Annotated in this window: 11 protein-coding genes, 1 other RNA gene and 4 pseudogenes; 12 read left to right on the top strand and 4 right to left on the bottom strand. The window is 42.4% G+C overall.

Going from position 1 to position 14,176, the window contains the following annotated elements; all coding sequences use genetic code 11:
* Nucleotides 1-7: 7 nt before the first annotated feature.
* Nucleotides 8-160: a DUF5993 family protein gene (locus tag AC6ER8_RS01910; protein WP_497078884.1), complete on the bottom strand. Its 153-nt coding sequence runs from the start codon at nucleotides 158-160 to the stop codon at nucleotides 8-10.
* An 841-nt stretch (nucleotides 161-1,001) separates the two neighbouring features.
* Here AC6ER8_RS01910 and purE point away from each other — a divergent pair.
* The 11 genes and pseudogenes from purE to AC6ER8_RS01855 all read left to right on the top strand — a co-directional run bounded on the left by purE (nucleotide 1,002) and on the right by AC6ER8_RS01855 (nucleotide 9,554).
* Nucleotides 1,002-1,511, top strand: coding sequence for a 5-(carboxyamino)imidazole ribonucleotide mutase (purE, locus tag AC6ER8_RS01905; protein ID WP_497078882.1), 510 nt, complete (start codon nucleotides 1,002-1,004; stop codon nucleotides 1,509-1,511).
* Between the two features lies 1 nt (nucleotide 1,512).
* The gene (locus tag AC6ER8_RS01900) at nucleotides 1,513-2,850 is read left to right on the top strand and encodes a 5-(carboxyamino)imidazole ribonucleotide synthase (RefSeq protein WP_497078880.1); all 1,338 of its coding nucleotides are present in this window, start codon (nucleotides 1,513-1,515) and stop codon (nucleotides 2,848-2,850) included.
* Between the two features lie 973 nt (nucleotides 2,851-3,823).
* Nucleotides 3,824-3,949, top strand: a complete 126-nt coding sequence (gene ykgO / locus AC6ER8_RS01895; protein ID WP_013545486.1) for a type B 50S ribosomal protein L36 — start codon at nucleotides 3,824-3,826, stop codon at nucleotides 3,947-3,949.
* 202 nt (nucleotides 3,950-4,151) lie between these two features.
* Nucleotides 4,152-4,955: a tetratricopeptide repeat protein gene (locus AC6ER8_RS01890; protein ID WP_497078878.1), complete on the top strand. Its 804-nt coding sequence runs from the start codon at nucleotides 4,152-4,154 to the stop codon at nucleotides 4,953-4,955.
* Between the two features lie 40 nt (nucleotides 4,956-4,995).
* A pseudogene (locus AC6ER8_RS01885) lies at nucleotides 4,996-5,212 on the top strand (hypothetical protein); the annotation flags it as partial.
* A gap of 73 nt (nucleotides 5,213-5,285) precedes the next feature.
* Nucleotides 5,286-5,481, top strand: a pseudogene (locus tag AC6ER8_RS01880) (hypothetical protein); the annotation flags it as partial.
* A 91-nt stretch (nucleotides 5,482-5,572) separates the two neighbouring features.
* Nucleotides 5,573-5,769 (top strand): annotated as a pseudogene (locus AC6ER8_RS01875) (hypothetical protein); the annotation flags it as partial.
* Nucleotides 5,770-6,647: 878 nt separating this feature from the next.
* A non-coding RNA gene (ssrS, locus tag AC6ER8_RS01870) (6S RNA) lies at nucleotides 6,648-6,809 on the top strand.
* A gap of 717 nt (nucleotides 6,810-7,526) precedes the next feature.
* Nucleotides 7,527-7,943: pseudogene (locus AC6ER8_RS01865) on the top strand (5-formyltetrahydrofolate cyclo-ligase); the annotation flags it as partial.
* A 171-nt stretch (nucleotides 7,944-8,114) separates the two neighbouring features.
* Entirely contained in the window at nucleotides 8,115-8,714 is a 600-nt protein-coding gene (locus AC6ER8_RS01860) for a 5-formyltetrahydrofolate cyclo-ligase (protein WP_497078876.1), read from the top strand.
* 18 nt (nucleotides 8,715-8,732) lie between these two features.
* The gene (locus tag AC6ER8_RS01855) at nucleotides 8,733-9,554 is read left to right on the top strand and encodes a TIGR00282 family metallophosphoesterase (RefSeq protein WP_497078874.1); all 822 of its coding nucleotides are present in this window, start codon (nucleotides 8,733-8,735) and stop codon (nucleotides 9,552-9,554) included.
* A gap of 348 nt (nucleotides 9,555-9,902) precedes the next feature.
* On the opposite strand, the gene AC6ER8_RS01850 is transcribed toward AC6ER8_RS01855, so the two are convergent.
* Nucleotides 9,903-10,601 (bottom strand): hypothetical protein, encoded by a 699-nt coding sequence (locus AC6ER8_RS01850; RefSeq protein WP_497078872.1) that lies wholly within the window; start codon nucleotides 10,599-10,601, stop codon nucleotides 9,903-9,905.
* Nucleotides 10,602-11,793: 1,192 nt separating this feature from the next.
* Here AC6ER8_RS01850 and AC6ER8_RS01845 point away from each other — a divergent pair.
* Complete coding sequence (locus tag AC6ER8_RS01845; protein WP_497078870.1) at nucleotides 11,794-12,168, top strand: helix-turn-helix domain-containing protein; 375 nt, start codon at nucleotides 11,794-11,796, stop codon at nucleotides 12,166-12,168.
* A 318-nt stretch (nucleotides 12,169-12,486) separates the two neighbouring features.
* On the opposite strand, the gene murA is transcribed toward AC6ER8_RS01845, so the two are convergent.
* Entirely contained in the window at nucleotides 12,487-13,782 is a 1,296-nt protein-coding gene (gene murA / locus AC6ER8_RS01840; protein ID WP_497078868.1) for a UDP-N-acetylglucosamine 1-carboxyvinyltransferase, read from the bottom strand.
* 157 nt (nucleotides 13,783-13,939) lie between these two features.
* A complete protein-coding gene (locus AC6ER8_RS01835; protein WP_497078866.1) occupies nucleotides 13,940-14,086 on the bottom strand; it encodes a hypothetical protein in 147 nt (48 codons plus the stop codon).
* Between the last annotated feature and the right edge of the window lie 90 nt (nucleotides 14,087-14,176).

Genomic DNA, 14,176 nt, shown 5'->3' with positions numbered 1-14,176 from the left:
TATTCTCTCAAAAAGATAGATTTAAAGTAGAAGTTGCGTGATGATTAAAGGTTAGAAGAATGACAACAAACAAAATTACCCACAAAGCATAACTTATATTTTTCTTGCCATACACCGTCGTTATTGCAGTGCCTAAAGCGATTAAAAATGGAAAAAACATTTCTTTTAAATCTCCTTTCTTAAAGATTTCCGGTTTCTTAAATATTCCGGTGTTTAATACTTAACTTCTTAAATTCATCAGCGTTCAACATATTACAAAATTGGGCAAAAAAGAGACAATCAATTTATTATTCACATCTCATCCTTCACTTTTATTTTCATTATATTGACGTGAAGAAATACACAGCTCTATGTGTGCTCTTTAATGCCTCGCAATAAACGAACGAAAGCGTTGATTATCCGCCTTCTTTATCCCAGAATTTATTTTTTATTTTAGCCGTTATGAAAAAGCCTTTTCCCCCCACCACTGATTAAACAATAAAAATAAGGCGTTTTAAAATTGAAAGAGTTTCCACTCTCTTATTCCCCAAAAACACCCTTATTTATACCACATTTTCAACATAAAGCTTCTTTTTTTTGTCAAAAACGTTTCAAATTGCGTCATTTTTTCCCAGTATATGGTGCAAGTGCTTATTTTAGCAAACAAAAAATGAAATATTTTCTAAAAAACCTTTGTATCCCAGAGATGTATTTGAGCCAGAAATGTCGATGTATTTGAGTATGTATTTTTTTTGCTTTTTCTTAAAGTAAATGCCAATCCATCAGTATAACAGCCCCCCTTTAAGCTCAAAAGCTCAAAGAACGATGTTTTCATGCGCTTGAAAACGATCATTTTTCAGCTGTTATTGCACCTTTTAAATTTTGATCTTTCAATTTTATAAAAAAAACTGTTTCTCTCTCATCAATTAGCTTTGCAAAGAGCGTATAAAACTCTTAAAAAAAACAATGGTAAAGAATCGCCTTGAACCTTTGAAAAGGATGACGTTTGAAAAGGATAGGAAATGATAAAGAAATCATGTGATGTCGGGATTTTAATGGGGAGCCAATCAGATTGGCAAACGATGTGCCATAGTGCAGATATTTTGACGACTCTTGGTATTTCTCATAGTTCGCATATTGTCTCAGCCCACCGAACCCCTGAACGCCTTTACCACTTTGCCAAAGAAGCAAAAACAGCAGGGTTTAAAATTTTAATTGCCGGTGCTGGTGGGGCTGCCCATCTTCCTGGTATGCTGGCAGCACTCACGCCCCTTCCTGTTTTTGGTGTTCCTGTACACTCTCATTCTCTCTCTGGTCAAGATTCTTTGCTTTCAATCGTGCAAATGCCCGCAGGAATACCGGTTGGGACACTCGCCATTGGCAAAGCAGGCGCTATTAATGCCGCCCTTTTAGCCGCCGCCGTTATGGCCGTTTACGATCCTGATCTCGCTCAACGGTTAGAAGATTGGCGTCAACAACAAACAGCCAATGTCGCTCAAACGCCTGTATCGACACCTGTATCGGAGGTTTAAAATGGCACCGTCTTCCCACAGCAACACTACGCCCTCCAACACCCCAACACCCTCCAGCACCACTCCTTCATCCAACACGTCTGCACCCTCTCACACGCCCACGCCCTCTCACACGCCCACACCCTCCAGCGCCACCACGCCATCCGATACCCTCGCTTCATCAGATACCCCTGCACTCTCTAACACCACTCCTTCATCCAATGCGCCCATATCATCCAATGCGTCTGCACCCTCTCACGCGTCTGCATCCTCTAACATGCTTTCTCCTGGCAGTGTCATTGGTTTAATCGGTGGTGGACAGTTGGCACGCATGCTCGCCATAGCGGCCGCAGAATTAGGTTTTCGAACTGTTATTTTCTGCCCTGAAGCCGATTGTCCAGCGGCTCAAACAGCCAACAATCACATTGTTGCTGCCTATGATGATCACGCCGCCCTAGATGAGTTTATTGCTCAGTGTGATGTTGTCAGTTATGAATTTGAAAATCTTTCCCTTCAAACAATTCAATATGTAGAAAAAAGCAAGGCTGTTTATCCTGCTTCCAACGCCTTAGAAATCACACAAGATCGACTTTTTGAGAAACAATTTTTACGTCATCAAGGAATCAGCACCGCATTATGGCATGCTGTTGACGATTTTTCTGCGCTTGTTTCTGCTCTTGATACCTTAGGTGGCCGTGGTCTTTTAAAGACGCGTCGTTTTGGGTATGATGGAAAAAACCAGATCAAGCTTGATCACCCTGATGAACAAACCCTTGAAGAAGCCTTCAACACTTTTCAAGATCAGCCTTGTATTTTGGAAGAAATTGTTCCTTTTTTATCGGAAATTTCAGTTCTCTCGGCCCGCACAAAAAAAGGAGAGCATATTTTTTATGACTGTCCTGAAAATCAACATAAAAACGGGATTCTTCACAAGTCCTTTGTTCCCTCCCATATTCCCCTTGAGGTGCAAAAAACCGCTCAAGAAATCAGCGTTACAGTGATGAATGCCCTTAATTATGTTGGTGTTCTTTGCATTGAATTTTTTGTTTTAACGGATGGTCGTCTTTTAGTGAATGAATTAGCACCGCGTGTGCATAATTCTGGTCATTGGACACAAAAGGCATGCATTACTTCACAATTTGAGCAGCATATCCGTGCTATTTGTGGCCTTCCCCTAGGCAGTCCCTATCGCCATAGCGATTGCCAAATGACCAATCTTCTTGGGAACAATTTGAACACCTTAAAATATTACCTTACCCAAGAGCGCACTTCGATCCATTTATATGGAAAAAGTACGATTCTCCCCCACCGCAAAATGGGACATGTTATCCAATTAACCGGCCCCGCCAGCAAGTCTTAACCCCCACAGATCCAAACGCACACTTTCACACCTTTTCATACCTTGTTCACACATTGCTTCTCCATGCCCCTATAAAAGACCACCCCACCATTCTTGTCACACCACTTAAAAATCCCATGGCTCAGCAACGCCCTCCTCCCCTCAACAAACCAACGGCCCAGCAATTTTCCCTCCTCCTTACCAACAGCCCTCCTCCTTACCACACTCCGCTGCAGTGCCCCTCACTCTCTCAAACACCACCCCTAATCCTTACCACACCCCACCGCAGTATCCCTCATCCTTACCACACCACCCTCTTTCCAAAAAGCATCCCAAAAACGTAGAACCATCCTCCCACCCCTCCAACGACTCTCCCCTCACCTTGACACAGCACCATGCTTCTCTCACGCTATATCCCTTAACAGCTCCATATTTCTTCACAGCCCCATTAAATTCTCATCGTTAAACCCATCGTAAAAAAAGCCTCCCATCAAAGATCAAGCCCACCACCCGTTTATACTGCTATCCAGCAACTCAATGGTTTTCCCTCCGCTTTCATTCCCTTCAACATTTCCCTTAACAACATTGATTTGTTTAATGCTTTATTTCATGGCGAAAAACTTTTGGTTTGTTCTCATCCCTTATCCTGCTTTTGCTTTTTTACGTTCAAAACAACCATCAAGATACCCTAGGAAATTTGTAAGACACCCTTGACAAAAATAAGACTTCTTGTTAGGTTAGCACTGTTTTTTTGCAATTTTCACTTACGCGTTGTGTTAATGAAGTGGGCTAATACGTGCCTTAAAGGTACGTTTTTTCTTTTTATGGTCACAGTGAATAAAGTGTGTTGTATAATGTTATGATGCAATGATAATCGCCTAATGCAATGTTTATGTATACGGTGTTATCGTATTGGGGTTGCAGCATAATGTTATCGTTTGCAATTATTGTGTTATAATGTTGTGTTATGTAAACTGTTTAAACGGTGAATAGAATGAAAATTAAAAATTCGCTTAAAGCACTCAAGGAACGTCATCGTAACAACCGTTTGGTGCGTCGTAAGGGTCGTATTTATATTCTTAATAAAACCAATCCCCGTTTTAGAGCACGTCAAGGTTAATTCTTTCAGATATTTTTATGCCTACTTTTTGTAGGCTTAAAAATTGAGAGGTTTAAAGTTTTTTTAAATCTGGTTTAAAGTTTTTTTAAATCTCTTGGGGGATACTTGGGTGGTATAAGTCTGTTGGTTGCAAATCCACTATTTGATTACGAGTCTATTGTTTGATAATGTTTGGTGATTTATCTTTTAAGGGCTTGTTTTTATGGATCTTTCTATTTCAAAGGCTTTTCGATTTTTTTTAAAGGCTTTTCGATTTTTTAAAGTGCGTTTTTTTTGCATTTTTCAGCGCGCTTTTTTTCTTTCTCTTTTGAGTATTTTTTGTTTCATGTCTTTTAGCTATGGACAAAATCCCCCTTCACTTCCACAAGATCGACCTTCTCCACAATCGCTTTTACCGTTAGATGATCTGATTCCCAATTCTCCTCCCTCATCCTCCACGCCTTATGATTCTGATTCATCTGCGATTATTCTTGAAGATTTTGACTCAGAGCAGCTTTCCTCCGTTGACAGGATTAAGCAACACAAAGAGGCAGAAATTTCACGTTTACTCAAAGAATTAAAATATTGTGCTGATGTTGCGAAAGCAAAAAAGATCAATCAACAACTTCAACTTTTATGGTCTCAATCGGGGAGTGAAACGATTGATCTTTTAATGTCATGGGCTGAAAATGCGATCAGCAGTGATGATTACGGACTTGCGCTTGATTATATTGATAATGCTCTTGCTCTTTTACCAACATACGCTGAAGCTTGGGTAAGACGTGCTTGGATTCACATTCAACTCAGTGATTTCAAGCTTGCCATGCTTGATCTCAAACATGCTCTTGAACTTGAGCCGCGCAATTACAGTGCTTTTTTTGAACTTGGTATTACCATGGAAGCAACAGAGCGCCCAAAACTTGCTCTTAAAGCCTATGAGAAGGCATTAGATTACTATCCACAAATGCAAAAGCTTCAAAAGCACATTGAGGATCTGTTAGACGAACAAACACCCCAAGCGCTTTAAACCCAGAAACAAAACATTGTACCCCTATTGGCAAGCTTGAATAAAACGAGCTTGGTTTCACATTCAACTCAGTGATTTCAAACTTGCCATGCTTGATCTCAAACATGCTCTGGAGCTTGAGCCGCGCAATTACAGTGCTTTTTTTGAACCTGACATTACCATGGAAGCAACAGAGCGCCCAAAACGTGGATCTTAAGACTGATGAGAAGGCATTAGATTACACTCCACAAATGCAAAAGCTTCAAAAGCCGCATTGAGGATTGACGAACAATCCCCCCCAAGCGCTTTAAACCCAGAAACAAAACATTTTACCCCTATGTGCAAGCTTGAGTAAAACGAGCTTGGATTCACATTCAACTCAGTGATTTCAAACTTGCCATGCTTGATCTCAAACATGCTCTTGAACTTGAGCCGCACAATTACAGTGCTTTTTTTGAACTTGATATTACCATGGAAGCAACAGAGCACCCAAAACGTGGATCTTAAGACTGATGAGAAAGCATTAGATTACACTCCAAAAATGTAAAAGCTTCAAAAGCACATTGAGGATTGACGAACAATCCCCCAAGCGCTTTAAACCCAGAAACAAAACATTTTACCCCTATTGGCAAGCTTGAGTAAAACGAACTTGGTTTCACATGCAACTCAGTGATTTCAAACTTGCCATGCTTGATCTCAAACACGCTCTTGAACTTGAGCTGCGCAATTAAAGTGCTTTTTTTGAACCTGACATTACCATGGAAGCAACAGAGCGCCCAAAACGTGGACTCTAAAGACTGATGAAAAAGCATTAGATTACACTCCACAAATGTAAAAAAACTTCCCAACACTTTCCCCCAATCGACCTCCTTATCGTCTCGCGCCATTGGCTTACAAAGAACATTCATTGTTTTGCAGCTTGGCTAAGAGCCCCTTAGTCGCTTCTCTCATTTCCAATTTATTCCCTATTGAATCAATCAAAACCATGTCGCGTGTATGTCATAAGCAGGGGAAGCCCCGTAGATAAAAATTATATAAGAAAAACAATAGCTTTTCATGAATCATCTTACAAGCCTAAGGGATGGTCCTCAACACTCAAAGGCTGGAGTCGTGTGGATAGCGCCGGCGCACTTCTTCACAAGCATAAAAGTGGGGGGATCAGTGGATTTACCGTTATACTATTTACAAACCGCCATCGCGAAATAGGCTTGGTATGCGCTTTGAGAAATGTCTCTTTTAAACAAGCGCGTGCATTGGCAACATGCCTATATTCCATTTGGGGCATGCTGTTTTGCAAACAAATGCCTCACGCATTGCCTTCATTTTTTCTTTCGACCACCACAGATAAAAATTTGCAAAACACACCCCAACATATTTCATGAGAAAAGCAGCAATCCACGCGTCTTTAATAAACTGTCATCATCTATTTTTTATTTTTATGCCCTTCAACCATCGTTTTACACGACCGCCTCAGCTCTCTTTTTCTCAAGACAAGACACAGCGAAAAGCCTTTAAAATAGAAAGATCCATAAAAAAAGCCCTTTAAAAGTCAATCACCCAACATGATCAAACAGAAGACTTATCACCAACAAACGGATCCCCCCCAATCCTCAGTGAAGTTGTAAAACTTTCTTGAAAAACTTTATGAGAAATAAGCCATTGCGGTTATTTTCTCTCTAGTAAAAAGTCTGAAATTGTTTTACATTAATGGTGGGTGTTCTGCGCTTCTCGACAGGAAAATAACGCATTCCTGAGACCTTAGTGATCTCCAAGGGAGCTGTCCCTGATTAGGCCCGTGGGCTTTTTCATATGGCGCCCACCTATTTGTATAGGTTCCCGGGATCAACCTTTTCCATCGGCCGTTGTGGATCACCCTTTTTTTGCATCATTTTTCCCCCTAACTTTCCGCTCCTAAAACTTTCCCTCCCTTAATTTTCCCCTCTAAAGCTTTATCAGAGACAAAATTTCCAGAAACAAAGTTGATCATGCCCTTTTGCATGAACGCCTCCTTTTGCAAGAGCCTCCCTCTTCTACAATTCCAGATATTGATTTATAAGGAATATTCATTTTTTTGCGTGTTAAATGAAAATATCCATTCTCTCATCACAACCCCTCTCATAGTGCATTCACCAAATTGAATCCATTCAATCTATTTTTCTTGCGCACCACCAACACGGTTGGCATGGGGGTAAAAACGGGACAAGAAAACGATACCTTTTCATAAATCGTCGAGAAATACCAAAAGTTAATCCCCAATAATATTCTTGTTCCACTTTCTGCGTTTGATCATCACTGTCAGCATCTTGACTGTTAGCATCTTGGTTATGGAGATAGCTGATACTTATTTCATAAGCACAGCTTTTATCCCAAAAGCAGTTGATAAAAGATCAGCCATGGATACAATGGATAAATACCGGTAGCTTATAAAAGAGCTTAATAAAATGCCTGCACTTATAAAACGCCGGGACCTATAAAACGCCAGATTTGGAAAGTGATATTGACGAGACTATGCCGCAATCTGATAAAACAATTTCAGCCCACCGCACCGAACTACGCAAGAGTGGTTTAGCGCCTCAAGATGCTCTTTAATGAGAAGAGCGAGCGCTCTTTTCACAACATGTTTGTCGCCATTTTATGGAAGTTTTTGAAAAAAAAGCAACGGATTTTTCACGCTTGCATTTAGCAGGCTATTGGCCTATCAAATCAGAAATTGACCCACGCCCTCTTCACAGAAGCGATAGCAGCACGCGGTGGACGTTTAGCCTTACCCGCCGTGCTTGATTCCACCACCATGATTTTTCGTTCTTTTTCACCCAACACGACTCTTAAAACCCATGCGTTTTGGCACTTTTGAACCCCAATATAGAACCAAAGTGTAGACCCCAAGACTAGGGCCCCAGTGCAGATCTAAGTGCAGAAAATGCCACTGTTGATCCCCAATAATATTCTTGTTTGCTTTCTGCGTTTGATCATCACTGTCACCGTCTTGGTTATGGAGGGGGGGTACACGGCTTATTTCATGAGCACAGCTTTTATCCCAAAAGCAGTTGATAAAAGATCAGCCATGGATACAATGAGTAACATACCGGTAGCTTATAAAAGAGCTTAATAAAATGCCTGCACTTATAAAACGCCGTTATTTATAAAACACCAGATTTGGAAAGCGATATTGACGAGACTATGCCGCAATCTGATAAAACAATTTCAGCCCACCGCACCGAACTGCGCAAGAGTGGTTTAGCGCGCCGTGATGCTCTTTCAAAAGAAGAGCGAGCGCTCTTTTCACAGCATGTTTGTCGCCATTTTATGGAAGTTTTTGAAAAAAAAGCAACGGATTTTTCACGCTTGCATTTAGCAGGCTATTGGCCCATCAAATCGGAAATTGACCCGCGCCCTCTCATGGAAGCGATAGCAGCACGCGGTGGACGTTTAGCCTTACCCGCCGTGCTTGATTCCACCACCATGATTTTTCGTTCCTTTTCACCCAACACGACTCTCGAACCCATGCGTTTTGGCACTTTTGGACCCGGTGCAGAAAATGCCACTGTTGTCCCCAATAATATTCTTGTTCCGCTTTCTGCGTTTGATCGTCACTGTCACCGTCTTGGTTATGGAGGGGGATATTATGACCGTGCCATTGAAGTGCTTGAAAAACAAGGACATCAAATGATGCTATGGGGCATAGGCTTTTCGTGTCAGGAGGTTTCTTCTATTCCAGCGGCTGAACATGATTTACAGGTTCAAGGAATTTTTACAGAAAAAGGTTTCTTAAAATGCTAAAATGTGATTAAAGCGCCTATGCGTTTTTTATTTTTGGGTGACATTGTTGGTAACACAGGCTGTAAAGTCGTTTTTGAACATTTGCCTCAACTGATTGAGAAATGGCAACTTGATTTTGTTGTGGTAAATGGTGAAAATGCCTCTGATGGTTTTGGTCTCAAGCAAGAAACATATCAAGATCTTTTAATGGCTGGGGTTGATGTTATTACCACTGGCAATCATGCTTTTTCTCAAAAAGAAGCCTTACAATATGCCCATGAGAGTGATCGTTTTTTACGTCCTGCCAATTTCTCGAAAGAGACTCCAGGAAGAGGGGCTGGTGTTTTTACAGCAAAAAATGGTGCACGTGTTCTTGTCGCCAATCTTTTGGGCAGTGTTTTTATGCCATATAAAGTTGCCGATCCCTTTGAAACAGCGGAAAATATTCTGCTTGCTTGTTCGTTGATGGAGCAAGCCGATGCCATTATTTTTGACTTTCACGCAGAAACGACGAGCGAAAAGCAATGTTTGGGTCATTTTCTTGATGGTCGTGTCAGTGTGCTTGTTGGTACGCATACACATATTCCCACGGCTGATGCGCAGATTTTAGAAGGTGGAAGTGCTTATTTAACAGATGCCGGCATGTGTGGCGATTACAACTCATCTCTTGGTATGGATAAAGAAGAGCCGTTACACCGTTTTCTTTATAAACAGAAGCAAGATCGTTTTGAACCGGCGCATGGTCCAGCCACCCTTTGTGGTTTTGCCGTTGAAATTTCAGATCGCACAGGCTTAGCAGAAAAAGTCTCGGCAGTGCGCATTGGTCCGCATTTAAAGCCTGAAGTTCCAGATTTCTGGTAAGCTTCAGTCCCTTTTAAAGCCGCTCTCCTCTTTTAAAGCCCGCACCTTTTTATTAAGCCCCCTTTTATGCCCACAGGCCCCTTGTCCTTTTGCAAACTCAGCAAGACGATTTTTCACGCCCTCTCCCCACAAAAACTTAAGCACCAAAGAAAGCAAACTATTGAAGCAGCTATAGGCATCCCCCTCCTCTTGCCTTCAAAACACACGCTTTCAAAGGACTCGCCTCCCCCCCCACCTTCTACAACACTCACCCCCAAAGCCAATCTTACCCTCCCCCCCTTCTATTGAATAATGAAAAGAAAACGGCTCACTTCTACCCCTTTATCAAGCAGAGATTTAAGCCCCCCATTAGGACTCGCCACCAAACATATCTGGAAAATGCCTGATGATGCCTGATGCCTGATGCCTGATGCCTGATGCCTGATGCCTGATGCCTGATGCCTGATGCCTGATGCCTGATGCCTGATGCCTGATGCCTGATGCCTGATGCCTGATGCCTGATGCCTGATGCCTGATGCCTGATGCCTGATGCCTGATGCCTGATGCCTGATGCCTGATGCCTGATGCCTGATGCCTGATGCCTGATGCCTGATGCCTGATGCCTGATGCCTGATGCCTGATGCCTGATGCCTGATGCCTGATGCCTGATGCCTGATGCCTGATGCCTGATGCCTGATGCCTGATGCCTGATGCCTGATGCCTGATGCCTGATGCCTGATGCCTGATGCCTGATGCCTGATGCCTGATGCCTGATGCCTGATGCCTGATGCCTGATGCCTGATGCCTGATGCCTGATGCCTGATGCCTGATGCCTGATGCCTGATGCCTGATGCCTGATGCCTGATGCCTGATGCCTGATGCCTGATGCCTGATGCCTGATGCCTGATGCCTGATGCCTGATGCCTGATGCCTGATGCCTGATGCCTGATGCCTGATGCCTGATGCCTGATGCCTGATGCCTGATGCCTGATGCCTGATGCCTGATGCCTGCCCCTTGAAAGGAATTCCTTTCCCCCCAAAAAAATCAAGTACAAAAAAGCAAATCATTAAAAAAAATACACATCACCCTCCTCCTACCTCCAAAGGACACGCCTCCCCAGCACACCAGCCCCCTCAAAATATGTCTTAACGCAAACGCCCCAAACAACCGTACGGCATTTTTAAAACCCATAAAGCCATGCTCTGATAAATTTTACACTCTTGACAAGTTTCACACAGATATCCGTTGAATTTTCGCGACCACAATGGATTTCTTCCAACCTCTCAAAAGCCCCGATCAAGATGATAAACACGATTAACGATTGTTTCACCCTTGGCAGCCCCCTTTGGCTTCCCCCCTTGGCTTCCCCCATATAACGAGATATTGTAACAAGATATCATGTAACAAGACAAAGAGAGCCGCAATCACCAGAGAAACAAAAAGCCACACCAATCCGTTGCCATCACGGGGGCTCCTTGTAACTTCTCTGCTCCATAAAATGCGTTACCGTTTGTCCATCGCGCTTTATCTCAAGCCCCGAAACGATTAAGCTCTTAAAAGATGCATAAAACAATTGTCAAAAATCATCTCCACAATCAGGCGCGGGTTTCTTCACTCCCGTTTCATAGGGCGGCGCCCCCGACCGTGACTCTAGGAAAACGGTAGCAAGCCCCCATCACCCCCCATCATCATCCCCCATTATAAAGTGCCATCATAAAATACCATAAATGACGCACATGATCTTAAAAAAACGCAAGAGCGAGATAATCAAAGCTCTAAAGAAAAACCATGCTCTTCATAAGTTTTACATTCTTGATGCGTTTTCACACAGATATCCGTTGAATTTCCTTTAAGGTTATTTTGTAAGTTTTCTCTTTTGGGGGGATTTTAAGGGGTATGCGTCCTCTCAATAAATGCAGTTTTTCTCTTATGGTTTTGGAACGCGCGCAACCGGAGAGTTTGAGAGATCTCTCCTAAAAATAAACCCTGCTTTAAATTTTATTGCCAATCTCTCGAAATTACTTTATGAATGAACACTGTAACTTTGGTCGTATACGCAGCGATCAAGAGGGAACTGAAAACCCTAAAGTTTGGTACATAAAATTAATCCACTTTTGTGGGTATCCCGGAGTTCCGGGAGTTTTTGCCATGTCCAGGTGTGTTTTACGCACTAAAAGCAAAAAAACTGATCCAAACTCAGTGTTTTCAGACTCCCGGAATACTTCTGCGAGGGCGCTCGCAACCGGTAGGGGGAGCAAAGTGCAAACTAAAAATCCACATTCCAACGATATTTCAATTGGTAAAAGAATTCGTTTTAGACGCATTGCCATGGGGCTTTCTCAAAAAGAATTAGGAAGCTTTTTAGGTGTGAGTTTCCAGCAAATCCAAAAATATGAAAAGGGCATCAATCGTGTTGGTGCGGGGCGGTTACTGGAAATTGCTCAAAAACTACAAGTTCCGACAAGCTTTTTTTATGCGGATCTTTTAACAAAAGATATTGCTACAAAAGAAAATATCTTAAGCCCCTATGATGAAAGGATCTCAAACCAAGAAGAACACATCCTTTTAAAAAATTTCAGAGAGCTTAAACCAAAACAACAAAAGGCAATTTTGTGCTTGATTTCTGATAGATAAAAACACTGCTTTCATTGCCATGAGATGCGTTACCGTTTGTCCATCGCGCTTTATCTCAAGCCCCAAAACGATTAAGCTCTTAAAACGTGCATAAAACAATTGTCGAAAATCATCTCCACAATCATGCGTGGGTGCCTTCAACCCCGTGTCATTGGCCCCCCTGACCGTGACTTTAGGAAAACGCTAGCAAGCCCCCATCACCCCCCATTATAAAGTGCCATAAATGACGCACATGATCTTAAAAAACGCAAGAGCGAGATAATCAAAGCTCTAAAGAAAAACCATGCTCTTCATAAGTTTTACATTCTTGATGCGTTTTCACACAGATATCCGTTGAATTTTCGCACCACAACGGGATAATTTTTCTTCCAACCTCTCAAAGCCCCGATCAAGGTGATAAACACGATTAACGATTGTTTCACCCTTGGCTGCCAAGGCCGCAATCACCAGCGAAACCGAAGCACGCAAATCGGTTGCCATTACAGGAGCGCCTTGTAACTTTTCTGTTCCATAGACGGTTGCTGTTTGTCCATCGAGCTTTATCTCAGCCCCTAGACGATTAAGCTCTTGAACGTGCATAAAACGATTTTCGAAAATCGTCTCTGTAATATGTGAAACGCCTTCAGAGCGTGTCATCAGCGCCATAAACTGTGCTTGCAGATCGGTTGGAAAAGCAGGATAAGGGCCGGTTTTAATATCAACGGGCATAATTTTTGTGTTTTTGGGATTGCGCTTCACGTGAATTCCTTGCGGTTCTATTTGAATCTCAAGTCCTGTTTTTTGCAAAACCTTCAACACAGTTGTCAGATGATTAGGGTTGGCATTTTTAAGAAAAACATCTCCCCCCGCCATCGCCACAGCCATTGCATAGGTTCCCGCTTCAATTCGATCGGCAATGACTCGTATTCTTGTTCCTTTGAGTTTTTTCACCCCTTCAATGGTCAGCGTTGTTGTGCCTTCACCGGTTATTTGAGCGCCCATCGCATTCAAGGTGCGAATAAGATTTGTTACTTCTGGTTCACACGCCGCATTCTCAAGAACGGTCGTTCCTTTAGCCATTGTTGCGGCCATTAACAAGACATGGGTCCCCCCAACCGTGACTTTAGGAAAACGGTAATGGGCCCCTTTTAGTCCCTTTGGGGCTTTGGCATGAACATACCCACTCTCAATGGCTATATGAGCCCCTAAAGCTTTCAATCCTTCCAAAATAAAATCAACGGGTCTTGTTCCAATAGCGCATCCTCCAGGAAGCGAAACATAAGCCTCTAAGCATCGTGCCAGCAAGGGTCCGATAACCCAAAAGCTTGCGCGCATTTTTTTCACCAATTCATAAGGGGCACGCGTTGTGGCTATTTTCTGCGCCGTAAAATGGATTGTTCTGGCATTCACACCCTCGTCATCAAACTCTTGTCCATCAACGGCATATCCAACACCATGATTGTTGAGAATACGAATAAGCAATTCAACATCAGCAAGATGAGGAATATTCTCAAGCGTGAGCGTTTCTTCTGTCAAAAGCGCCGCAATCATAAGAGGCAATGCAGCATTTTTTGCCCCAGAGATCGGAATTGTCCCTTTCAGTTTTTCCCCACCAACAATTCGAATAGAATCCATTGTATTTTCCCTCTTTTTCCTCGCGCATCTCTTCCAAAGTTTTTTTCCTTTGAAAAACTTCATGCTAAGCATTTTTTAAACGCATTCTTATTTATGAGAACAAATGACTGAGACATTTGGTTGCAAAGAGCCGTTAAAAAAACTTTTTTTTTGCATTTTAGAGCTCTGTTTGTGCTCTTTTTCGACTTTGCTCTTTTCGACGTTTTAAGTTTTGTCGCAATTGTTGTGCCAATCTTTCCTGGCGTCGTTTTTCTTTTTCCTCTTGATGATTCACTTCATCATGCTTTTGTTTTATTTGTATCATTGCGCAACCTTTTGATCAGTGTTGAGCTTCTATCCAAGCAACTCACGACTTTAAATATGTAAGAGTATAAAAACGTTTATGTCATGACAT

This window comes from Bartonella sp. SL320 (assembly GCF_059687635.1).
Note: the sequence above shows the minus strand (reverse complement) of the source record. Positions and strands in the feature narration are given on the sequence as shown.